This window comes from Sulfuricaulis sp. (genome assembly GCF_040901545.1).
In the GTDB taxonomy this organism is placed as follows: domain Bacteria; phylum Pseudomonadota; class Gammaproteobacteria; order Acidiferrobacterales; family Sulfurifustaceae; genus Sulfuricaulis.
Genome location: NZ_JBBDYL010000004.1, coordinates 171,356 through 196,675, shown reverse-complemented (window position 1 = coordinate 196,675; position 25,320 = coordinate 171,356). Strand labels below are relative to the sequence as shown.

Here is a 25,320-nt window from a genome sequence, read left to right as displayed (position 1 = left end):
GATGGTTAAAAACAGCAATCCGATTGTTACCATCGGTATCCCGACGTATAACCGCGCGAATGGTTTTCTGAGAGAGACGCTGGAAAGCGCGCTGGCTCAGACATACCAGAATATTGAGATTGTTGTTGCCGACAATTGTTCACCCGACAATACACGAGAAGTGGTAGCAGGTTACAGTGATCAGCGCATCCGCTATTTTCGTCATAAGACAGGGATGAAGCCGAACGACAACTTTAACTTCTGCCTGCAACAGGCGCATGGCGTTTATTTTCTAATGCTTCCTGACGATGACAAGATTGATCGTGATTTTGTCGAGACATGCATGCATGCAGCCGGACACAGTGCTCAGGTGGGAATCATCCGGACAGGAACGCGTATCATTAATGCAAATGGTACCGTGATCAATGAGGGCAAGAATCTTGTGGCTGGTTTATCAACAGCCGATTTCTTCCTTGGGTGGTTTTCGGGCAAGACGCCACTTTATGTGTGCAGTACCCTCTATCATTGCGAGGGTCTCAAACGGATCGGGGGGCTTCACTCGCGACACAACCTCTTTCAGGACGTGGCTGCCACGGCCAAATTAGCTGCGACAATGGGGCGAATCGATATCGAGGAAACGAAGGCGAGTGCACGGCAACACGGCGGCAAGTGGACGCATGTGGCCCGGGTGCGGGAGTGGTGCGAAGACTCGCTCGAGCTACTCGACCTGCTGTGCGAACTGGCACCCGACAAGCAGGCCGAGGTGCGCAACCGTGGATTGCAGTTCTTTGCCAACGTCAACTACAGCCGCGCGAGCGACGTGCGCGCTCCGGGGGAGCGACTCAAGGCGTATATGATTGTTTATCGACAGTTTAATCGGCAATACTTTCCGCCCGTCGGCATGTTGTTTCACAGCACTTCGCTCTATCGCAGTCTACGCTACATAAAAAGAAAAATTATGGGAATGCCGGCATGGGTCGAGTAAGTATCTGGCGCACGCTTAAAAAACAGGGCTTTTAACAGCCATGCCATAGTCATGGCCGATACCAAGTCGGAACATCATCCATATCGGCAGGGAAATTAAATATTGAAGTCTCTCTGTTTTTTTATCCAGAAATACCTGAACCGTTCCGCTACTCCATGTGCACGTCACGCAGATAAAAAACTGTAGTCAACAATCGGAATATTAGAAACCAATTCTCGTGTTGATCAATCTCCTAAAACGTTACAAGCTCCACATCGCAACGATACTTGTCGTCTTATTCATAATCGAAGGTCTCACTTACGCATCATTTGTTTTGGTAATAAGCAGAAAGGAAAGAAGTTTTATTTATGACGATTACGATGCGCTTCGGAACAGCGTCACTCTGCAAGAGCTCCAAAGATTCCGGGTCGGCTTCTACGATAAAGTAACAGGGTGGATTCCGCCGTCGAATAGCCACGATGAATTATCGCCCGACGGAAATGGTATTCACTGGTCCTATACGATCGACAGTAAACGTGCCCGTCGAAACCCCTATGCGGCTAAACTCGTAAGAATATCTGCATATGGGGATTCCTTTACTTTTTGCGATCAAGTGAATGATGACCAGACTTGGTCGTACTTCTTATCAAAATTGACTAACAGCCATGTAGAGAATTGGGGAGTCGGTGGTTACGGTACCGATCAGGCGCTGCTACGTCTTAAGCAGAATCTGCCAAAATACCGCACCGACATAGTAGTGCTCGGGGTGTTTAGTGAAAACATTAACCGCCTGATGAATTCCTATCGCCCGTTTTATAGTGGATCAATGGACTCAATGCGACTCGGCTTTAAGCCCATGTTACACAATCGTAATGGAAAACTTGAATGGTTATCAAATCCTTTGGTTTTTCAGTCAAATTTGCTTGAGGATTACGATCGCGCGTATGACAAGGCGCGGCAGGCAGATTACTGGTACGCCCTTAACCAGAGAAAAGCGGTGTTTAGGTTTCCGTATACGCTTGCATTCCTACGAGCGACGCATTACTACCTGTCTGTTGGTCCCCGGCCAAATCTCTACGAACTTGATGCGGCGGTCGAAAAACTGGATCGTATTCTCGAAGAGTTCCAGTCGCTCGCCCGCCAGCATGATTTTGTAGGCGTAGTGCTTTTCATACCGACGAGTGATGCAGTCAAGCTACAACAACGTAATGGAACTTATGATTACAGCAATTACGTCGCCCATGTACGGGCACGCGGTGACCTGGATCGACTAAGAGTAGTCAACATCATTGAACGACCGTTCGACCGCGCGAAATTCAATCTTAGGCCATTCATGTTTCACGCTAGCCCCTATGGAAACCAGATTATCGCCGAAGCGGTGCACGAGACGATCAAAGATCGCCTTTAGCTTGTAGTAGAGTAATAGCCTCGAATACTGCGCCCTGGACAAATATCGCCCCGCCAATCTGACGGAATATATCGATGCTCCCGGATTTGATGGATACCTCAAAAGGCGCGGATCTATATATTGGTTAATCCGTGAGGCTTTTGATATGGAATATGAAGAGATGTTCTACGGAAGAGCCCGCTGTTACTCTAAGCACGGTTACCAGTCGCGGACGAATTCGAGACACAGCAGAAGCGACTTAATGAGCGACTCGAGGCGTATACGATCGTCTACCGACTGTTTAACTGGCGGTACCTTCCGCCTGTCGGTATGGTGTTCCACAGTACCGCACTTTATCGCGGTCTGCGCCGCATCAAAAGAAAGTTGCTGGAGATACCGGTGTGGGTCGAATAAAGATGACCTTGCATCTTCATTATCGAGGCGCCATTTTCAGTTCTACAAGGCTGTGGATAAACGTTGTTTTTGACAAGGACATAGTGCGGTGAAGGTCGCTTACATTGTTGGTTCTTTTCCGGCACCGTCGCAAACATTTGTGGCGAACCAGATACTGGGTGTCGAGAATTGCGGCCATGACGTAACTATCTATACTACTGATCATTCGGAGAAAAATACATCCGCGCATATCGAGATTGGTGGATTATCAAGACGTACACACTCAATTTCCCCACCTAAGAACTATGCTGTCCGACTGTTCAAGCTGCTTGGGCTTCTGATCATGTACGGCTGGCGTGCACCGCGGGTCGTAGCACGCTCGCTCAATGTATTACGGCATGGTCGCCTGGCGATGTCGTTGTGGTTGCTGCATGCCGCTTTAACTTTCGTACGCATCGGAGAACGAAAATACGACATTGTGCATGCCCAGTTTGGACCGTTCGGTCTGTACGCGCTGGAACTCCTAGAGGTTGGCGCTATCGAGGGTGTATTGGTGACATCTTTCAGAGGTTATGACGCTACTCAAAACCTGCGAGCCGACCCTCGAAGATATGCGGAACTATTCCGTATGGGCCAGCTACTTCTTCCCGTGAGCGATTATCTGGCCCGAAGGCTGATGGAAGCGGGCTGCGATCCGTCGAAAATCCACGTACTACATTCTGGAATTGACTGCGCAAAGTTCAAATACACCGAACCTCGGTTCCGCGAAAGACAGCCGAACCGGATGGTGTCCATCGGCCGCCTTGTCGAGAAAAAAGGCGTCACGTATGCACTGAAGGCGGTAGCGCAGGTTATTGCATCGGGGCGCACGGTTGTTTACGACATCGTCGGTGACGGGCCACTTCGTATTGAGATCGAACGTTTGATCGAGCAATTTGGCGTCGGCACGCAAGTCCGGTTGCATGATTGGATGAGCCACCAAGAAATCGTGGCAATGATGGAGGTATCCCATATCCTGCTGGCGCCGAGCGTCACTGCAGAGGATGGTGACGAAGAAGGAATTCCGAATGTCATCAAGGAAGCCATGGCCGTGGGGCTTCCAGTCATCAGCACGAAACACGCCGGCATCCCTGAATTGGTGACCGATGGTGAATCTGGGTTTCTGGTTGCCGAGCGAAGTGTTAACGATCTTGCCGAGCGAATCATCTATCTCTGCGACCATCCGGAAATCTGGCCGCAAATGAGCCGCGCCGCGCGGCGCAAGGTTGAGACTGAGTTTGACATCGGTGGACTAAGTTTAAAACTTGTTAAACTGTACACAACCTTACTCAAGCAATATGGCGAACAAACACCGATGGCAGGTTGTGGATCACCGGTGGTGACTGATGAGTCGAAGATTGTGAATACGGGAAATGGCGGAATACCTCGACCCATTCAGCGGGGTCACGGTAGCTGACCATGTGCGGAATTAGCGGGATCATCGGCGTCAAATCAAAAGAAGACACTAAGGCGGTTGAGCGCATGGTCGCGTCGCTTTCGCACCGCGGTCCTGACGGGCACGGGATACTGAATCTGGGTGAGTGTCAGCTTGGCCACACACGCCTGAGCATCATCGATCTCGAGGGCGGCGTGCAGCCAATGAAGGATGCGAGCGAGCGTTATGCCATCACGTTCAATGGCGAGATTTACAACTACCAGAAACTGCGCGAGGAACTGCTGAAGAAAGGGCATCGCTTCAATACTCATTCTGACACCGAAGTGATTATGTCCGCCTATGCGGAATGGGGCACGCAGTGCCTTGACCGGTTCCGTGGGATGTTCGCCTTTGCGATCTGGGACACGAAAAAGCGAACACTTTTTGCCGGCCGTGATTTATTTGGCGAGAAACCGCTTTATTATGCGATGGCGCCCACGGGGTCGTTGTTGTTTGCCTCGGAGATCAAGGCGCTTCTTGCCTCGGATCTTATTGTCCCCTGTCTCGATCTCATGTCTGTTGATGCGTTCCTTGCGTTCGGTTATGTCCCTCCTGATCGGACAATTTATCAAAATGTCCATTCACTCCCGCCGGGGCACTATTTCGAGTGGGACGATCGAGGGTTGCGAGTCACCCGCTACTGGAATGTGCGTTTCGATGCACAACAGATGACCTTGGACGATGCGGCGGTCCGTATGCGGGAGCTTTTGCAACAGGCGGTGCAACGCCAAACGGTCGCTGACGTTCCAGTCGGTGCTTTCCTGAGCGGCGGACACGATTCGAGCACTATAGTGGCTCTCATGCAGCAACTTTCCAGTCAACCCGTGAAGACTTTCTCGGTGGGGTTCGGAGAATATATCAACGAACTGCCGTACGCCCGCGCGGTGGCGGAGCTTTATCGTACCGAACATCACGACATCGATCTTGGGACACCGCCCGTGGCCCAATTGCTTCAAACCATGGCGGAAGTTTACGACGAACCTTTCCGGGACCCCTCGCATATACCCACGTACCTCATATCCCAGTACGCGCGGGGGAACGTGAAGGTGGTTCTCACCGGCGACGGCGCGGACGAGCTTTTCGGGGGGTATGCTTGGTACCCACTGTTGGCCAAATCGACGGAGGTATCGGCCTCCTGGTTTGTGTGGCTCGTGCTGCGAAGCGTGAGCCGCCTTGTCGGTAATAAGGTCCGATCACTCGACCGTTACTCGCGCGCTATCGGTATTGCGGTACGGACCCCCCAACCTTGGAGGCGATATATCAGAGAGATTACGGTGGCGGGCGAGAGCCGGCGAAGCTGGTGGGCGGAACAGAGCATGGCATCGAGTTCTTACTTTCCCGGCGAATACTACCGACCTCCCGCCAGCACTACGGGCATGGATGAAGTACTGTACTTCGATCTCATGTCTTTCCTGCCAGGCGACATCCTTGTCAAAGTGGATCGCGCCGCCATGGCCCATGGGCTCGAGACGAGGGCCCCATTTCTGGATCGTGATCTTGTAGAATTCTCGCTGTCATTGCCTTCTGTGTTGAAGGTCAAGGACGATGAGACCAAGGTCCTTTTCAAGCACGCGCTTAAGCAATACTGGCCAGCTTTGTTACACAAGCGCGGCAAACAGGGTTTTGCCGCCCCGTTCCAGGCATGGCTGGAGTTTCCGGAGGTCAGGACGTTGTCGCAGCGGGTCTTCGCCGATGGATCGAAACTGCGTGAACTGTTGCCCGGCGTGCGTTCCGAACAGCAGCACGGCCGGAACTACGAGACCTGGAACCTGTTGACGCTGGGGCTTTGGTTGGAGCGACATGGTGTCGCGGGATAGAGTGTAGTGCTGGTTTTTACGGTAGATAAGCTATATCTCCAATCAAACATTCGAGGCAGCAGGAAAAATGAAACAGGTTAGTCAAAACTACAAGACGGGAGCGATACGTCTGGAACAAACAAATGTCCCCGCTGTCCGGGGTGGCGGCGTTTTGGTGCGGACACACTACAGCGTGGTTTCCGCCGGTACCGAAGGCATGAAGGTCAAGGAAGGGAAGATGTCGTATCTGGGAAAAGCGCGTGCGCGCCCGGATCAGGTTAAAAAAGTCTTCAACACACTTCGTCAGCAAGGATTGGCGGCGACCTATCAGAAGGTGATGAACAAGCTGGATAAGCTAACGCCCCTCGGTTATTCCCTGTCCGGGGAAGTCATCGCAGTAGGTTCTGGAGCTGAGGAGTTCCGTGTTGGACAGCGCGTCGCTTGTGGCGGCGCCGGATATGCGAACCATGCTGAGGTGAATTTCGTCCCAAAAAATCTCGTCGTCCCGATACCGGATTCTGTTTCGACGAAGCACGCAGCGTTTGCCACTGTCGGTGCGATCGCCATGCAGGGATTCCGGCAGGCGGAGATGCAATTGGGCGAAACCGCCTGCGTGGTGGGACTTGGATTGCTGGGACAACTCTTGGTTCAGATACTCCGGGCCGCCGGCGTGACAGTCATCGGCGTTGATATTGTCGAAGCACGCTGCGAGCTGGCATTAAAGTGCGGGGCAGCCGCGGCCGTGGGGCCGGACGATCCAAGGCTCAGAAACGTTGTTGGGCGCATGACCGATGGACACGGAGCGGATACTGTATTCATCACGGCGGGAGGATCGAGCAATGGCCCACTTGAGCTTGCGGTGAGCATAGCACGCGACCGCGCCCGCATCGTGGATATCGGCAAGACGAAGCTCGATCTGCCGTGGAACGATTGTTACATGAAGGAATTGAATGTGCGGTTTTCCCGGTCCTACGGACCAGGACGCTACGACCCCCAGTATGAAGAACAGGGCCTCGATTACCCGATTGGCTATGTGCGCTGGACCGAGAGAAGAAACATGTCGTCCTTTCTGGACCTCGTCACCGACGGGCGGGTGCAGCTCGAGCCGATCATCTCCTCCGTCCGGTCATTTGAGGAGGCGGAGCATGTCTACCAGGAGCTCGCGGAAGGCAAGGGAGACAGTCTCGGAACGGTGTTTGAATATGCGCTGGAAGAGGACTTCCGCAAAAGCCTCCCCACCGCTACAGCAGCGCGCGCGGTGGCTGGAAGGACTCGGGTGGATGGCGTTGTGCGATTGGCGGCGATAGGAGCCGGCAATTACGCGTCCACGATGTTATTGCCGCACCTCAAGGCGAATCGCGCTGTAGTCCTGGACGGCGTCGCGACGGCGTCAGGACTGTCCGGTCAGGACGCCAGGCGGAAATTCGGTTTCCGACGGGCAACGACGAATCACAAGGAGCTACTCGAGAGTGCCGACGTTGACGCGGTTGTCATTGCAACGCGCCATTCTTCCCATGCCCGGATGGTCGTGGAGGCCATACGGGCAGGCAAAGCGGTGTATGTGGAAAAACCGCTGGCGCTCAACCTTGAGGAAGTGAAGCTGATCAGAGAAGCGATCGCAGAATCGGGCAATGATCGCTTGATGGTCGGCTTCAACCGGCGTTTTGCGCCGGTCGTGGCGGAGATCGCGAAGCGTTTCAGAAAGGTACAGGCGCCGTTGACCGTTCACTATCGAATACACGCGGGCCAACTGGAGTCCGGATCATGGTATCTTGATCGCAACGAAGGTTCACGTTTTGTCGGTGAGGGCGGTCATTTTATCGACACGATTTCATTTATAAGCGGTTCACGTCCCGTTTCAGTTTTTGCGCAGTCGTTGCGGCCAGAAAAGATGACTGTCGATGATCTGGAGAATATCGCGATCGTGATGCAGTTCGAAAACGGGTCGGTTGGAAACATATTGTACCTTACGCAAGGCGGTCCCAAGTCACCGAAGGAGTTCTTCGAAGTATTCGGTGGCGGAGTGACGGCACAAATGCACAATTTTGAATCTGTCACCTACTACGAAGGTGATCGATCCTCGAAAAACCGGTGGCGGGTGAACAAGGGACAAAAAGAGGAAATGGATGCCTACATCGAGTGTGTGAAGTCTGCCAATCCATTGCCGATTTCATTGACAGAGTTGATCGATACGACCTTGGCAACGTTGGCGGTAATCGAATCGCTAAAAACGGCGGCCCCGATCCATTTGGCGGATTTGTACAAGGCAACAGATTAGAACCTATCTCAAAATGCCATGTTTTGATTTTCGTAGGGTGCGTCCCACGCACCAATGGCTTCGATTAAGCTGTAGATCGGTGCGCAGGGCGCACCGTTTTTGAGATAGGTTTTAATCTTTGATTGAGAGAATGTCGATGACTGATGTGCATCAAAAAGGCTTGCATGCACGGGCAGTCGATGACTTTGGCGGTTTCGTGCTTTGGGAGTTGAATTTTCATTGGTAGAAATTGGCGGACATACACCATCCGGCAGTAGGGAAACGACGGTAACGAAGGTTGTACCCCTGGTCAGCGTTGTTATCCCCACTCATGAGCGTGCGCAGCTATTGAAGCGCGCTATTAGCAGCGTGTTGGCTCAAACCTATTCCAGACTCGAGGTCATTGTGGTGGATGATGCATCGCGAGATAACACGCAAGAGGTTGTGGAGCAATTCAAAGACTCGCGAATTAGGTATATCCACCATCAGACGAATAAGGGTGGTTCGGCGGCTCGAAACAGCGGAATCCGTGCGGCAACTGGCGAATACGTTGCCTTTCTCGACGACGATGACGAGTGGGAGCCGGAGAAAACCGAGGAGCAGATAAAGGTCCTCCAAAATTGCGACGTGGTATTGTGCGCATCGACGGAACCGGGCAGTGGCTTGCACGAAGGCCAATCGAAAGAGACAGTGGACCCTGAGGATCTTCGGCGAGGTAAGTTTACTGGTGGTGGAACAGGAGTGCTGATGACTAAGGTCAATGTTTTGAAAGAAACAATGTTCGATGAGAGCCTGCCACGTTACCAGGACTGGGATTTTTTCATTCGTATTGCGCTGAAACATAAGATCGTATATCTGAACAAAGCGCTTGTACGATATAATGCAGGAACCCATCGCCGTATTACCAACAGCATTCTCGACATATCGGCTTCAGAGTTAGAGCAGCAGTTTTGTATGGTGTACAAGCACAGGCAGTTCTTCGGTAGGAGATTGTTCAAGCGCCATATGTGCAGGTCGTTACTCTATGGCATCAAGCACCGACGGGACAAGGTTGCATTGCTTGCATTTACGGCACGTCGCTACGGCGCCATGAACGTTGCGTGTTTGTTGGTAGAACGGGTGGCAATTAAGCTACGCGACTCTTTTTCAAAATCCGCCTCGACAGAAACGAAACGGAGGGGAAGTCAGCCGTGACCGAAAATCCACTGGTTACGGTAATAATTCCGACTTTCAAACGGCCTGGTCTTGTTCAACGCGCGATTGAGAGTGTTCGCCAGCAGACGCACCGTAACATTGAGATACTGGTCATCGACGATTGTTCGGACGATAACACCGGGGAAGTGGTTCGCGCGATTCCTGATCCTCGAATAAGGTACATTCGTCACGATGTTAACAAGGGACTACCCGCAGTCAGAAATACCGGCATACGTGCAGCGGCCGGTGAATACATAGCGTTCTTGGATGACGATGACGAGTGGCGTACGAATAAACTCGAACGGCAACTGGAGGCGATCAAAGGCTATGATGCCGTGGCTTGTATCGCCGACGTCAATGGGAAGGCGCTCAGGGTTCACCGGGATCCCACAATTACGCTGAAAGACTTGAAGAGAGGGAGCTTCGCCCCCTCGGGCCTTATGATGAGAACGCCGGCCCTTCGCAATGTAATGTTCGACGAGAGTCTCAGACAGGGTGAGGACTGGGACGCCTTCATACGTATCGCTCAGGGCTACTCAATAGGATGGGTTGCCGAGCCGCTGCTTATATATAACGAAGGTGGTCATGACCGCATGACCAACGAGGCGAAGTTTCTTAGCGGCACTGAGCTCGACAAACGCACGGCCATCTTGCGCAAGCATCGCGAATTTTTTGGAGTGTGGTGGTTCAAGTTTCACCTGGCTGACACTTTCTTGGGTTACATCGGTAGCCGGCAGAACAAGCTGAAGTCCATCGCTTACGCCGTCAAGCAATGCGGTGTCCTGCCAGTCGCAGCTAATCTCCTGGATAAGGTATTGCGGCGCGCACGATTACTCGTTTGGTCAGGCATTTCAAACAACGCCCGTTCTAAGTAACTTTCTTCGGTATCGGAAAAATGCGGTCCAACTGGGTTACGGCGCGTCTCGCGGAAGAAAAACCGCGCATCCTGTTCGTCCCGGGATTCGTGGCCGACACCTACTCCGAGATCGAGCAGTCGTTCGTAGAGTTGTGCGCCGCTGAAAACAAAAACATGGAGTTTCTATGGCTAGTGCCCGACATTTCGTCAAACTACGATAACTTTGCGAAGCCAGAAAGCCGTGCAACACTCAAGGAGCCTGTTTATGTCCAGCACCTCAGAAGCAACAAGGTTTCATACATTGTTGGTACAATATCTAAATTCAACGTAATCGAAAATATTTTGTTGTTTCGCAGGATCTTTCGCGAGTATCGAATTGATGCTGTGTACACTCATTTTGGATATGAGCGGTTCTGGGCGGCATTCATCGGTAAGCTCTTCGGAAAGGCAACCGTTTGGAACGAGCATTGGTATTCGCTGGGTATGCGATTCGGGCCGTTGAAGCGGCTCTTCTATCGCTTTTTTGTAGACGAGTTTATCTGCGTCTCTGAATTCATTTGTCGCACGTTGCCACGTCAATATCACGTCCACACCATACTGAACGGTATCAGGCCGGAGATCTCGCGAAAACTAAACGAAGCTGAGTTGCACGCGCTTCGTAAGCAGCTAGGAATCGATGTCAATGTGAAGATTGTGTTAATGGTCGCAGCTTTCACCCCTCAGAAGCGCCACGAGATAGCACTCAAGCTATGCGAAGAAATTCTTAGGAAGCGAAGGGGCGTGATGTTTTACTTTCTCGGGGATGGCGTAACGCGCAAATCGTTCCTCGCGAAAGTGCAGGAGTGTGGTCTCAGCGACCATATTTTAGCGCCCGGCTACGTGCGGAATGTTGACGATTATTATTCCGTTGCGGATATCTGTATTTTGACTTCTCATAGCGAGGGCTTCGGTTACACCGTGCTTGAGGCTATGCGATACGGCCGCGCGATGATCGCTTTTGATACAGGCGCGCCCCCCGAGTTGATTAGGAACGGTGAGACCGGTTTTGTCGTGCCAGAGGGTGACCTCGACTCGTTTACCGATAGCATACTGGAATTGATTGACAATCCGGCGTTGCGGTTTGTTATGGGCCAGAATGCGTGCCGCGCGGTTCGTGAGAGGCACAGTCGTGAGCTTTGGATTGATAGGATACATGCGACGCTCGGTGACATCGTCACGCGACGCGTGTTATCGAAGGGTTAACTGAAGTGATGTATGAACAGGTGATGTCGAAGTGCCGGTTCTCCGGTTATTTCTGACGATAACAGTCGATGGAATTATTACTTGTCAACCTATTTACGGGCGCAATGATTGGCTGGAGATGCATACGAGGGTATTGCGCCGAAGCCAAATCACTGTAGCGGGACCACATTGTCCTGTCGATCGCGTCGGCGAGTCGAAAGGCGATTCCCCCGCCACCAGACCCTTAAGGCAAGGTCTATTCATAGATTCCCACCTCCTTATCCATCGAAGAAAGAGCAGAACTTTACGGACAGACGGCGCAGAAAATGCGGATCGCTTACCTAATTCTTGCACATATACATCCATCTCAAGTGGTGGAATTAGTGACCGCACTTGACCACCCGGAAAAATCGAAATTCTACATCCACGTCGATCAAAGAAGCGCTGACTATCCTCGATAGTCCAGCTCTAAAGCCGATAATGGATCGGAAGAATGTGTCATTCCTCAAGGACCGGGTAAGGGTGTACTGGGGAGGGTTTTCTATCGTGGAGGCAACATTACGGCTGCTTCGAAAGGCGGTAGACGAAGGTGAATTTCAGTACGCGGTGTTACTGAGCGGCCAGGACTTTCCAATCAAGAGTAACAGACACATAGAGTCGTTCTTTGAGGCGCACGAAGGAAAAGAATTCATTTCCTATACCCCGTTACCGCCTAAGGAGTGGGGCTGGGGCCCTGAAATAATGGAGCGCATCGAATACTATTGGAGGGTCGACGGTGTCAGTCATCTGCTGGAAATGTTTGGCTCAAAAAGGTTACAAAGATGGGGATGGAGCGCCTATTCCAGGCTAACCACATCGGTGTACAGGCACGCACCTAGTTTAAAAAGAAAGTTTCTGCCGGGGATTGCGCCCTACGGCGGCCCAAGTTGGTTCGCGATATCATCCCGCTGCGCAAAATATGTACTTAATTATTTGCGGGCGCACCCTGAGTATTGCAGATTTTTCGCGCGCACACTTGTCCCGGACGAGTTATTCTTTCAGATGTTGATTCTGAACTCACCATTTCGCGATCATGTTTTAAATGATGCGTTGCGATTTACCGATTGGGAAACCGGTGCATCGTCCCCACGAGTACTGACTGGCGGGGACTTTGATCGCTTGGTCGCGTCTGACAGCCTTTACGCCAGGAAATTCGATAGCACCAACTCCCCAGACATCATATCGAGAATTAGAAGTTACATTGCCATGGATATTTGATGATTTCACAAATAGATAGCTCTGGATCCGCCGTTCTCTTTATCCTGGATGACTGTCGTTACGGACATGAAGTCGGTATCCGTCTACGATATGGTTATTTCGTAACTGGAGTGACGTCGTAAATGGAGCTTTTCCTACTAAAACTGGTCGCACTGTTAAGACCATTGGCATCGATGGAATATGCCGAGACATTGTTCTCCATATTGGGTGTCGGACTGTTCGCTCTGCTCTTTGCGGCTGTGCTCATGAAAGCCGCGCTGAACAAGTCGCTTAGATTGAGTGCGGTTGATGGAGTGATAGTGGCGTTCGCAGTATGGTGTATCGCTATTTCTGGAATCTATTACGAGGGTACAAAGATCGCCGAAGTAGTAAAGCTGTTAGTGCCGGTGCTTAGCTATACGCTGGTCAAGAATATAATTCCGGATCAGCAAGCGTATAGAAGCCTGCTCTTCTGGATAATTATTGGCTTTGCCGTTCCGACGCTTGTGAGTGCCTTGCTGATAGCGGTAAGTAGTTCAACGGCGCTTGATATAGTGAATTATTGGACCCAAGTACCGCGCTGGAAAGGTGTGTACACCGGTGCGCATAGTTTTGGCCACAGTATGACACTATTTTTTATCACCCTTGTGCTGTTCTTTACTCTACGAAAAACGGGTGAGACCGAACAACATACGATATCCACTCATCTCGCGAATACTCTTTTTGCATTGCTTGGTATTGCGGCACTCTATGGTCTTTATATGAGTCAGGTTCGCACGGCAGTGCTAGGCTTGTTGATTTTCTTATGTATTTTTTCGCTTGCAGTGAATAAGAAGGTATTCCTAATTGGAGCAACTACTTTCGTCTTGGCGGCGATCGCGACATCTTCCTACTGGCTCGTGGCCTTCAATCCTGAATTGGGTGCAGAAGGACGTGGCGTAGAAGTAGGCGTAATAAATATAGGGTCGGGTCGGCCCAATCTCTGGTTGAATGACATCAGGGTATTCGCCGAGCGGCCGATCGATGCAAAGCTTGCGGGTGCGGGAATCGGTAACAGATCTGGAATCGGTGAGGCCGAAGGCCAGGTTTATGGTCATAACGATTGGCTGGAATTGCTTACGCAAACAGGACTTATTGGCTTATTGCTATTTGCAACCTTACAAATTTTGATTTTCAAAAAGATTCTAAGAATGAAAGGAAGGGAGAAATACGCGTTTATTGCGCTCTTTATAGCGGTAAATTTTATGATGTTTGTCAGCAATAGCTATGTATGGAGGATTCAAGTTGGGCAATTGTATTATATGATGCTCGGATACATTGAGATACGACAAACTTTGAATCCTAAGGCAGTGCATACAGCGATAACAACGGATCAAGGAAAGAGCAACGCACTGGATAGATATGGGCGAGGTACTGGCTAAGGCCAGCCTCAGTTCAGTAGGCTTTGGGGAACAGATGTATGTGACAAGCTGTAAGTACTGTTCTGGCCACCCTAGAAGTTGTCCGTTCCGAAGGCGATAAATCCGGCGCTTTTTTTGAGAATCGTCGATGTTTCCTAATTTCATCCTCTAACTGTCAACTGATAACGTATTCTAATAATGCAAGCATGTCACTTGTTGTGTTGGTTGTACTAGTAGCATTTTTCATCAGCGATCAACACCCCCAGTGGTATTTACCGAAATGAAAGTCCGTGTTCCGGGCGATAATGGCTATCGCGCGCGTATTCGTCGTTTCGCCGACGCTCGATTGTGGATTGTTCAATGTTGGGCACGCATACGTTCGTATGATACTAATGAACCGATGGGCTTGTTTGTTTCCGTCGGTGAGCTAAAAGCTGTTTTCGATCTGGTTGGCGCACTTGACCATTTGAAATCGACGGGCAACGCGGCAAAGGTAGTTATAATGTGTCCTTTTGACACAGACATATATGTTTGTGGAGAGCGGCTACAGTGTTGATCTGTCTCTTCTAAGAAACCGTCAATAGGAAAGTAAAAATATGTGCGGCATCGTTGGAATTTTCCGGATTCGGCCCGAGCATGCGCGACCGTTGGAGCCAGCTACTGGGAGTCGAATGGTAAAAACCCTTTGGCGGCGAGGTCCTGATGGGGAAGGCCAGTGGTACTCAAACGACAAGTTGTGTTGGTTGGGTCACAAGCGCTTGGCAATTATCGATCTGTCGTCTGGCGATCAGCCGATGTCAAACGAGGATGGGACTGTCTGGACCGTATTTAATGGAGAGATCTATAACTATAAGCTCCTTCGGACAGAGCTGACTCAGAGTGGTCACGTATTCCGTACCGCCAGCGACACAGAAGTTCTTGTGCATGGGTTTGAGGAGTGGGGCTGTCAGGGACTCGTCAATCGGCTCAGAGGAATTTTTGCGTTCGCCATCTACGATACGAAGCAGGGGCTACTTTTCCTCGCGCGCGATCAGCTTGGGGTAAAGCCGTTGTATTGGTGGAACGATGGAAACACTTTCCTTTTTGCCAGTGAAATCAAAGCTCTGCTCGCTCATCCACTTTTGTCTGAGCGTCGCGTAAGTGGCGCAGGGGTGGCGCAGTTTCTGGTTACGCGGTACGTATCACGTCCGCATACCATGTTTGATAGTGTTCACCGGCTGCCGGAAGGTACGTTTATGACTGTTGCTCGGGGACAGTCTGGTGCACCGGTACCGAAGCAATACTGGGACGTTCGCTACGGCGAAAATCGTAGCGAGGCATCGTTTGAGGATTCTGTCGAACAGCTTGACTCGTTGCTAACGGAAACCGTTGAGATGCAGCTAATGTCTGATGTGCCGGTGGGGGCTCAGTTATCGGGTGGCGTTGATAGCAGTGTAGTTGTCGCACTGATGGACAAGGTGCGCAGACGCAATGGGGAGAAGGATCCCATAAAGACTTACTCCGTCGGTTTCGACGTGGAGGGCTATAGCGAGCTTCCATATGCGCAAATTGTTGCCTCGAGGTATGGTACGAATCACCGCGAAATACATGTTGGTTTTCGGGAGTTTTTCGATGAACTCCCCTTGCTCAGTTGGATATATGACGAACCCGTCGGAGAACCATCAGCGGTGCCGACATATTTTATGTGCATGAAGGCTAAACAAGATGTGAGTGTAATGTTAACCGGCGAAGGAGCCGACGAGCAATTTGGCGGATATCGGAAATATGTGTTTGAACAATTCTCAAGGTATCTGCGGTTACTTCCGAACAAGGCGAGAACGACATTACTCAAAGGCGCAGGTTCCGCGCTGCCGTTCCGGGCGCGGAGACTTCGCAGTATTGTCGAGATTCTAGCATTGGAAGAACGAGGCGAGAGGTATGCTTCATGGTACGGCGCGCTGGATACAGCGATACAACGGTCCTTACTTAACAAGGAACTGCGTGACCAAGTTGCAGACTGCTTCCTGAAGACTGTTTTCGCCGAAGTATTGGGACAATGTGATAGCAATGACGATGTCGAGCAGTTTCTATACTGCGACATACACACCAGGCTGGTTGACGATCTCCTTGTGAAAGGCGATCGCATGAGTATGGGTGCGAGTGTCGAGGCGCGCGTCCCTTTTCTTGATCATCATGTTGTGGAGTTCGCAGCAAGGTTGCCGAGAAAGTACAAGGTGAATGGGCTTCGCACCAAGATCATTCTAAAGCGCCTTGCCGAGCAATACGTTCCAAAGTCAGTTATCTATCGGCGCAAGGTTGGTTTTACGGTGCCATTATCGAGCTGGTTTGTAGGGCCCATGAGAGATTCTGTACGTAACGTCTTGCTCAGTGAAAGATGTTTGGCGCGTGGCTACTGGGAACCTTCTGTTCTTATCGATTTGGTAGAGGGTCATCTGCAAACTAAGGTTGACCGAGAACAGGGGATATGGGTTCTGCTAGCCCTTGAAATATGGCACAGGCTGTTTGTCGACGATGATGGCAGCGAGGACGCGGTTGACCGGGTTAGGAACGACTGGTTTTCTATCGTTCGAAATTCACGGCAGGCATTATCGATATGACTACTAAGACTGAAGGAAACGTTAGGCAACGGATAATGATCGTTGGCCCCCTTCCCCCGCCGGTTGGAGGTGTAGAGACCGTCACGAAGGCGCTGCTTGAGTCTCATGCGTTCCGTGAGTTCGAGGTGCGCCACTGTGATACAACCAAAGGCCGCTCGAAGCAGACACAAGGAAAATTTGACCTCGGCAACATGTGGTGGGCGATGATACATTTTCGTCGCATGCTAAGTAATGCAACGAGTTTCAAGCCAGACGCGGTCTACATGCCAGTTACCGCAACATGGTCCGGTTTTTGGCGCGACGCGGTGTTGGCGCTGATAGGTCGACGCGTTGGCGCAAAGATCGTCGGACACGTGCATGGGGCATGGTTCGATAGGATTCTTGCGCGAAAAGGCCTCACAGGAAAACTGGTACGCGTCTGTATCAGCCAGTACGACACCCTATTGATGCTGGGTACACCGTGGAAACGGCTCATAGAAAGCTACGGGTATCGTGGTAACGTATTTATCGTATCGCCGACAGTCTCATGGAAATGCTACGAGGAAGGGAAGACGTTTGTCCGTCGATACGAGAATAGTTTCGGTAAGGGATTATTCGTTGGTCAAGTAGGTGCCCGCAAGGGTGTGTTCGAACTCCTTGAGGCCTTACAGTGCCTTAAGGTCGCTGGTAAGAAGGCGCTTATGACGATCGTAGGTCCACCTGAGTTCAAGGGAGAGTGGGATACTGTGATGACATGTTGGAAGAAACTTGGCCTTCAGGATATCGTGCGATTTACTGGCCCCTTAGAAGGCGAAACATTGTATAGAGAATTCCGCGATAATGACTATTTAGTCTTACCGAGCCATTCTGAGGGTCTACCCATCGTAATGCTTGAGGCAGGGATGTTTGGCCTTCCAGTTGTTGCAACACCGGTTGGAGCGGTAACAGATGTACTGGAGCATGAACGGAACGCGCTGATTGTCCAACCAGGAGATGCCAAGGGCCTTGCAGAGGCAATCGAGCGGGTAGTGAAGGATGCGGAACTTCGGAAAAGACTAGGCTGTGAGTTGCGGCGTGACGTAGATCGTTATCAACCGGATGCCATTTGCAACAGAATCGCCGTGGCGATTGTGAAGACGATCGAGGCCAAGCGTGTTTAGCAGTGCTTTCTATGTCCACAGCCCACTGTGGGCGCAACAAGCCATGATTGCGATGCGGGAACGGATACAGCGCGCTCTTCGGGAAAATCGCAGGTTTGATTGTGTGCTCGCCGAAATTCAAAGTACACAGTGGCTTGACGAGCAAGCGCTGAAGTCTCTCCAGGACAAGCGACTTATAGCGATCGTCCGATATGCGGTGCGGCATGTTAGGTATTACCGGGAGTTATTTCGCCGCGAAGGGTGGGATCCTCGCGATTTCCGCGGTGCAGAAGACTTACGGTTGCTGCCGGTGCTTACAAAGCAAGATATCGTGGCAAATCCAAGCGCATTTGTCGCGGTTAGTATAGGCCGTCCGCGATTTCGAGTAAGCACGAGCGGTACCACGGGAACACCGCTTACGCTTTATCAAGATCAGGAAGCGATCATTCGGGAGCACGCTTTTGTTTGGCGGCACCTTCTATGGGCGGGACTACAGCGCGGGCAACGGCGTGCGTGGTTTCGCGGTGACATGATCGCGCCGGTGCAGAAAACAGAACCACCGTTCTGGCGCATGAATCGACCGGCGAACATGTTGATGCTGTCGTCCTACCACTTGTCTGAGGCGAATGCCGAAGGATACATCCGGGCACTTGAAAGTTTCGATCCCGTGGTAATCCAGGCGTACCCATCCTCCATCAGCTTCCTGGCAAGGGCGATGGAGATGTTGTCGCGATGCTACGAGGGTCGTAGTCTTAAGGGGATTGTGACGTCGTCCGAGACATTGACCACCGAACAGAGAACAATAGTTGAGTCCAAATTCAGATGCCGCGTCTTCGATCAGTATGGAAGTACCGAGAAGATAGTATTGATAGGAACATGCGAAGCAGGGACGCGCCATATGGAATTGGACTATGGGTTCGGGGAATACCTTGATTGCGACGACGGTTCATGCGAATTGGTGGGCACGGGCTTCTACAATAGCGTGACGCCACTTATTCGATACAGAATTGGCGACAGAATCGTTTTGAAGAACCGGTCGGAACGTTGCACATGTGGACGTAATATGCCGATTGTGGAGCGAGTCGAGGGGCGACTAGATGATTATGTGATTACTCCAGACGGCCGGCAAGTCGGGAGATTGGATCACATTTTTAAGGACGTTTGGAATGTTGTGGAGGCGCAGATTAGGCAAGACAGAGTTGGCGAGGTTACGATACTGGTGGTACCGGCCGAAAAGTTTGGTAAGCCGGATCAGGACAGGATCATTCATAACACAAGAGAGCGTCTAGGGGCCGATACAAGGATTAGCGTTCGGTCAGTAGAAAGTATTCAACGTGGGCCCAATGGGAAGTTCCGTGCTGTTGTATGTACATTGAACTCTGTCAGTACGAACGCATCAGATTCATACTGAGGAGAATGGCAAATAGTACGCACTATCGTTCAGTTACTGTGCCCCTTACACCTCCGGGAGAAGGACAGGATGTGGGCCTTGTACGATCCTGGGTCAGCAAGCCACTTGATCGAATGTGACCGTAAAGTGCTTAATGCCAACTTCTTGGTCATATGGACTATTTTAATGACCGAGCTCTGGTTTTGGATGTATTTCGGCAGTGTTTGATACGGGACAAGTGCTAGTGTCGGTGAGGCTGCACTCCAACGCGAAGTCGCAAATAGCGGAATTGTAACGCTGAAAGTTCGGAAGAGAGTAATGAAGCAGGTTTCGCAAAACTACAAGACGGGTCAAATTCGGGCCGAAGATGTTGAGGAGCCGGCACTCAAATCGGGTGGCATACTGGTCCGTACGCTGCAATGCAATTATACAATCAGGCACACCGGAAACAGGACCTGGAGGCTCTGGGAACACTGTCGAATTCAGCTGAAAGTCTGTTCGAAACGACCCTAACGACACTGGCCGTAACGGTGCCGTTACGAACGGGGAAGGAAATTGAGTTGGCCAATTACTGACTGTAACTGCCCCGAGTGGGCTTATTGCAAACTAGATTTGGAACAGTTGGAGAAGAAACAAGTTCAGAGGGCGGAGCGCTATAGGTTTCACCTCCGTTTTTTAACCCAACTACATTCGTCCCGATAGTAAAGTCTGGATCAGTTCGAGTTATTGATTCCTATCCCACTCCTCGCTGCGTAATTGGACGGACAGGCGTTGATCTCTGGGGTGCTGGCGTGGGCGCGCGCATAGGGAATCGTGTAGGATTCCGGTGATGTGAGTAGTTTTCGGTAAAATGTGTACGGTCCCCGGATCGCCTGCCATGTAACGCTTCCGTCTGTAAATGTGCAACCAAGTACGGTGCAAGGAGTGGTAGAGGAATTGGATGTGATTCCTGCAGCGACGGCACGATACATATAATTGTTTAATGATGCCGGGACCATCAAGTCCCCGATGCTGTAAGCTTTTGATTTGGAATGAATCGTCACTGTCTTGTTAATATTTGTATCTGTTCCACCATAAGTAAACAGTGTTGACCCGTAAAACACGTTGAAGTCGGCAATATTCCCAGAGCCTCCAGGTCCTGTTTCCGGTGCGCCTGATTGAATGATTGCGTTGCAGCGTATGTCCATATTTCCACTAATACCCGATATGGTAAAAACTTCCGCCTCAATGATCGAATTGAGATAGATTTCCGAGGCTGTAGCACTTTCCGGGGCAAACGCATGCGACCAGAATTGCCCCGCGTAATATTTTTTAATCTGATAGAGGAGGTTTCCTATGAAGGAGATGTTGGTATCATCGCCATTAACAACTTCTATACCCTCTTGGGCATCGAATATAATGTTGTTCTGTACCAGGATGTAACTCAGCCCTCCAGGTATCGGGCCGTTAATGATAAACGAAGCGCCCGCTCCTGCCACGATACCGGACAGGCTCGCATCGAAAACGCGACTGCCCCACACCCGGTTATGAATGATCCTGATTGGATTTGTAGATGTTCCCCGTGATTTAATTGCAAGATTAGATTTTGCTCTTGTGCGACCATCTCCGGTATACCAAGCGGGAGTCAGATAAACATCATTATTCTCGACAACCAACCCGCCCATCGTGGGCGCGTTGTTTTGACCGCACTGAATTGGGTGGGCCGACCAGTCATAAATTTCATTATTCACTATATGAACATCGGTTCCATTCCCGCAAGATATGCCCATTGGTTCGGCGCCGACAAAATTCCACGAGTTTCTAACCACACTGTTCTGAACCGTTGTATTATCTCCCCCTATAGACATTCCATCGGAGAGGTTTGAAAATCCGTTAGTATGTCCCTCTATGAGTACACGACTGATAATATTATTGGCGAACCCAAAATCACCTATATCGACACGCGCTATGCCATTAAAGGCCACGTCTATACTTGGGAACGTCAGGCGGTGAATAATCCAATAACTTGCGTTAATGTCAAGGCTCTTGAGCTTGGCCTGATTGGCACTAGACTGGTTCCATGGATCGTCGTCGTTGTCACTCGACCTTGTATAACGTAATACACGACTCGCCCCCGAAGTACCTGAAGTGGTAAGCGTAAAGATTCCTTTCCCCGTGTAGTCACCGTTTTCGATACAAATAGGTGAACTACCGGTGTTCAGTTTGGTATTTATCGTACCGGCACTGTCTGCTGTGGTGATAGTCTGGGCACAAGACGCTGTAACATAACCTACGACATCCACGTTACACTGAGGCCCACCAGCCCGACACTCGTAAAGAGCGTTATAGCCGTTGGGGTCAGCGGCGAAAGTAGGCCATGCCACAAAAAACATTACCAGTAGAGCGACAAAATATTTTGTCATAACAGCTTCCTCGAGCGATTCCATGAAAAGCTCAGCAAACCATAAGGACTGCTAAGCAACGTGATGGAACAAGTTGGGAACGGAACGATGACGCACATTAAAGGGTTACACATTGCTGGGCTGTTCTAGATGTGCATGATTATACGACGGTGCATTGTACTTCGGACCAAGAGTATGGCACGCGCGCTGTATCATAGGCTAGGATCAGGAAGCACACAGTGTCGCCCATGCTTAATCCCAGGTCTAATAACGGTTGGTAACTGACCGAGGGGGCGGAAGCATCAAAATTCGATGTATTATACGATAGGTCAGAAGCAAGCGTACTGGCCGTATCGGACGTTGGTCCGTAATAAATAAAGTAACCCGATGCGGTCCCTGGATAAGGCAACCAGGAAATATTTAGTGTTGATCCAGTCAGTACCGACTGGGTAGAGGTTGTTAAATTCAACGCAACTGCTGATATCGCCGGTCCGATGGCTTCAAGAGCCCCTGGGGTTGGCGAGGAGTTGCGGCACGCACCAGATAGATCTGCCGGGCCGCCGCTTGAGCATTGAGCGAAGGTGACAGAAGAAGACCCGCCCAGACCGGAAATTCCGCCAAAAATGAGCGGTTCACATGCTATCAGTAATGCACTAATGCAGGTAACGGCTATTTTGCTTGTGAGATCTAATACTTTTGTAAGCGATGACACGTGACATTCCCTTGTCTTGGTAACATCCTATTTTGCTTTTTGCATGCCGCAGCCATGTACCAATGTTGAGTGAACGACCAAAGTGTTTTCATGCAAAGCAGGTGGTCAAAAAACAACTCCTTATCCAACTTATTTAATTTAAGTTCTTTATCAAGTCATCTAACTACAGGAATCAACTCTTTATCTGTAAGCCGATAGGGCTGGCGTTTCAGCCATCAAACTTGATCCCTTATCAAGATAAGAACTCAGTCAGCGATCATCAATGTGGTGCGTAGCGTAAGTATCGTAACCAGGGGGCAAATGCCAAATTATTTACGATACAAGCGGTGAATCAACGGATTAGCGGTTAAAGTCTTCTTAAGCCAAGTATCAACGGGGTGACAAGGTGGTATGGTTAGTTGGAAATCTGGACTGAGGAAATGCAGTGGGCAGGAATATCCCTCTTCCCCCGCAGTACCGGGAGAAACTCGTTACATTAACCTCTGAAATAATTTGCCAGGTAATAATCTTTGCGGCGAAAAAAGAAACTCACAGCTGAAAAAAGACCGCGACTGTCTTTAAGATACCAGTTCAGGCGGCATGCATACTATCCAATCGCAAAGCCCAATCGTAAAGCAGGAAGTCAAATATAAAATGTAATTAACACTTCGTGAAAAGATTGGAACCAGAACAAATTTACCGACCTCAATTTTCTTCCTAATCCTGATGGTTTAAGTAGGTTATCTCCAGTATTTTCCTACATGAAGGTGGGAAATCGATATGGGTAATTTACAAATACTCAAGGAGCATGGAAGCTCATCTAAAAAAACAATTAAATGATGTTGCGCAGGCTGAGTAAAAAAATAAGCGTGATGACTTCAAAATTAGATTCCCGTTCAACCATGGTCTGGTATTGGACCCGCCTGAGGCGCATGTCTCCCTCGGAGATAGGGTATCGTATCCGGGTGAAGTGCGCGTCGCTGTTGCAAAAAATGGGGATCGGTACGGCGGGCACGGTGCCTCAACAGATTTTATCGAAATCCGTAGTCGACTTTATCGGTTCTGGACATGGGAGCCAGACTCAACCGTACATCGATGCCGCGGATAAAATCCTCCAGGGAAAGTTACGAATTTTCGCTTTGAAACACGTTTTTGGGCATTTTCCTCAGTGGAACCAGGATCCTAAAACAGGAACCGTCGCGCCACTGGTCTTTTCCAAATCGCTGGATTATCGCAACGAATCGCTTGTTGGCGATATCAAATATCTTTGGGAATTAAATCGCCATCTCCATCTGGTGACATTGGCGCAAGCTTATCGCCTTAGTAAGGATCAGCGTTACTTGGACGGCTTGCAGAGTCACCTTGCGTCCTGGTTTGACCAATGTCCCTATCTGAGGGGTCCGAACTGGACCAGCTCGCTGGAGCTCGCCATCCGGTTGATCAATTGGAGTATCGCTTGGCAGCTGATCGGCGGGATTGACTCGCTGATGTTCTCGGGAGATGCAGGAAAGAAATTCCGGGAACGCTGGCTTGCAACGATTTACCAACACATGCATTTTATTCGCAGGTACTACTCGCGTTTCTCATCCGCCAATAATCACTTGATCGGTGAAGCCGCTGGAGTATTTATTGGCTCGATTACCTGGCCTTATTGGAACGATACGCAAGACTGGGGCTCGGAAGCACAGGCCATACTCGAGCGCGAGGTGCTTTTGCAGAACACGCCGGATGGCGTCAATCGGGAGCAGGCAATTTCATATCAGCAGTTTGTCCTGGATTTCTTGATAATCGCCGCACTGGCGGGACAAGCGAATAATTGTAAATTCCCGAATACGTACTGGAAGCGCATCGAAGCGATGCTCGAGTTTCTAGCATCGATCATGGATGCCGGCGGGCATGTTCCGATGATCGGCGATGCCGATGATGGCTACGTGACACATCTCTCACAGGAGCCGGGCTTCTGTCCCTACCGCTCGCTCTTGGCCACCGGCGCGGTACTTTTCGGTCGCGGCGATTTCAAGGCAAAATCCGCGGCGTTAGATGACAAAACGCGTTGGCTGCTGGGGGATCGGGCAGAGCCGGATTTTAATGCACTACGGCCGGATCCGAATTCGCTTCCAATTCGACGGGCATTTCCGGAGGGCGGCTACTATATTCTAGGTGCTGATTTCGAAACGGAGCGTGAAATCAAGCTTATTGTGGACGCGGGGCCGCTGGGTTACCTGAGTCTGGCTGCTCACGGACACGCAGATGCGCTGTCACTCACGCTGTCGGTCGGGGGACGCGAATTCCTGATCGATCCGGGAACCTATGCCTATCATACGAGCAAGGCCTGGCGTGATTACTTCCGTGGAACTTCCGCGCATAACACCGTGGTGGTAGACGGGCAGGATCAATCGGTAATTGGCGGAAATTTCATGTGGGCGCACCATGCTCAAGCAAAATGCGAAGCCTGGGAACCCGGCGAAAATCAAGACCGTTTTGTCGGGGAGCACACTGGATATCAGCGTCTGTCCGACCCCGTTACGCACCGGCGCTCGATCGTGTTCGACAAAAGGGCGCGTGTTATAGAGATCGAGGATAATCTGTTGTGCCGCGATGAGCACGTGGCAGAAACACACTGGAACGTTGCCGAAACATGCGAAGTCTCGCTGGAGCGGGATGGGTCGGTTCTGGCCGTGAATGGGAAGCACAAAATACGCCTGATTTCCGATGGTCGTGATGCCAAGGTAGAACTGCGGCGAGGCGAGGAAGACCTGATTGGAGGATGGGTGTCGCGTCGGTTCGACGTGAAGTCCGCGACCACGACGGTGGTTTGGCGTTCCAGGATTTTCGGAGACACGCAGCTTCAATCCAGGATCGAAATTCTCGATTGAACCACGTGGATGGATTACGTGCTCCGCTCAGCCATAGTGAGAAGAGGGAGTTTTTGAGCTAGTTTCTAGCTAAGATTCGTAATGTCCCTATCGGCAATGACCAGTGTAAG

General features: G+C 50.7%; 15 protein-coding genes. 14 read left to right on the top strand and 1 reads right to left on the bottom strand.

Going from position 1 to position 25,320, the window contains the following annotated elements:
- Position 1 precedes the first annotated feature (1 nt).
- The 13 genes from WD823_RS01020 (at position 2) to WD823_RS00960 (ending at position 19,283) form a co-directional block, all read left to right on the top strand.
- A complete protein-coding gene (locus WD823_RS01020; protein WP_368427613.1) occupies positions 2 to 964 on the top strand; it encodes a glycosyltransferase family 2 protein in 963 nt (320 codons plus the stop codon).
- Positions 965 to 1,184: 220 nt separating this feature from the next.
- Entirely contained in the window at positions 1,185 to 2,351 is a 1,167-nt protein-coding gene (locus WD823_RS01015) for an SGNH/GDSL hydrolase family protein (RefSeq protein WP_368427612.1), read from the top strand.
- Between the two features lie 481 nt (positions 2,352 to 2,832).
- Positions 2,833 to 4,179, top strand: a complete 1,347-nt coding sequence (locus WD823_RS01010) for a glycosyltransferase (protein ID WP_368427611.1) — start codon at positions 2,833 to 2,835, stop codon at positions 4,177 to 4,179.
- Positions 4,180 to 4,181: 2 nt separating this feature from the next.
- On the top strand, positions 4,182 to 6,014 hold the full coding sequence (asnB, locus tag WD823_RS01005) for an asparagine synthase (glutamine-hydrolyzing) (RefSeq protein WP_368427610.1): 1,833 nt from the start codon (positions 4,182 to 4,184) through the stop codon (positions 6,012 to 6,014).
- Between the two features lie 67 nt (positions 6,015 to 6,081).
- The gene (locus tag WD823_RS01000; RefSeq protein ID WP_368427609.1) at positions 6,082 to 8,271 is read left to right on the top strand and encodes a bi-domain-containing oxidoreductase; all 2,190 of its coding nucleotides are present in this window, start codon (positions 6,082 to 6,084) and stop codon (positions 8,269 to 8,271) included.
- A 219-nt stretch (positions 8,272 to 8,490) separates the two neighbouring features.
- On the top strand, positions 8,491 to 9,444 hold the full coding sequence (locus tag WD823_RS00995) for a glycosyltransferase family 2 protein (protein ID WP_368427608.1): 954 nt from the start codon (positions 8,491 to 8,493) through the stop codon (positions 9,442 to 9,444).
- Positions 9,441 to 10,319: a glycosyltransferase family 2 protein gene (locus tag WD823_RS00990; protein ID WP_368427607.1), complete on the top strand. Its 879-nt coding sequence runs from the start codon at positions 9,441 to 9,443 to the stop codon at positions 10,317 to 10,319. Before WD823_RS00995 ends, WD823_RS00990 begins: the two co-directional genes overlap by 4 nt.
- 20 nt (positions 10,320 to 10,339) lie before the next feature.
- On the top strand, positions 10,340 to 11,542 hold the full coding sequence (locus WD823_RS00985; protein ID WP_368427606.1) for a glycosyltransferase family 4 protein: 1,203 nt from the start codon (positions 10,340 to 10,342) through the stop codon (positions 11,540 to 11,542).
- Positions 11,543 to 11,914: 372 nt separating this feature from the next.
- Complete coding sequence (locus tag WD823_RS00980; RefSeq protein ID WP_368427605.1) at positions 11,915 to 12,778, top strand: beta-1,6-N-acetylglucosaminyltransferase; 864 nt, start codon at positions 11,915 to 11,917, stop codon at positions 12,776 to 12,778.
- A gap of 122 nt (positions 12,779 to 12,900) precedes the next feature.
- Positions 12,901 to 14,178: an O-antigen ligase family protein gene (locus WD823_RS00975; RefSeq protein WP_368427604.1), complete on the top strand. Its 1,278-nt coding sequence runs from the start codon at positions 12,901 to 12,903 to the stop codon at positions 14,176 to 14,178.
- 575 nt (positions 14,179 to 14,753) lie between these two features.
- Complete coding sequence (gene asnB / locus WD823_RS00970; protein ID WP_368427603.1) at positions 14,754 to 16,754, top strand: asparagine synthase (glutamine-hydrolyzing); 2,001 nt, start codon at positions 14,754 to 14,756, stop codon at positions 16,752 to 16,754.
- A 35-nt stretch (positions 16,755 to 16,789) separates the two neighbouring features.
- Positions 16,790 to 17,893, top strand: a complete 1,104-nt coding sequence (locus WD823_RS00965; protein WP_368427602.1) for a glycosyltransferase family 4 protein — start codon at positions 16,790 to 16,792, stop codon at positions 17,891 to 17,893.
- Positions 17,886 to 19,283: a phenylacetate--CoA ligase family protein gene (locus WD823_RS00960; protein WP_368427601.1), complete on the top strand. Its 1,398-nt coding sequence runs from the start codon at positions 17,886 to 17,888 to the stop codon at positions 19,281 to 19,283. Before WD823_RS00965 ends, WD823_RS00960 begins: the two co-directional genes overlap by 8 nt.
- A 692-nt stretch (positions 19,284 to 19,975) precedes the next feature.
- On the opposite strand, the gene WD823_RS00955 is transcribed toward WD823_RS00960, so the two are convergent.
- Positions 19,976 to 21,664, bottom strand: coding sequence for a hypothetical protein (locus WD823_RS00955; protein ID WP_368427600.1), 1,689 nt, complete (start codon positions 21,662 to 21,664; stop codon positions 19,976 to 19,978).
- 1,542 nt (positions 21,665 to 23,206) lie between these two features.
- On the opposite strand from WD823_RS00955, the gene WD823_RS00950 reads away from it, so the two are divergent.
- Positions 23,207 to 25,210, top strand: coding sequence for an alginate lyase family protein (locus WD823_RS00950; RefSeq protein WP_368427599.1), 2,004 nt, complete (start codon positions 23,207 to 23,209; stop codon positions 25,208 to 25,210).
- Positions 25,211 to 25,320 lie beyond the last annotated feature (110 nt).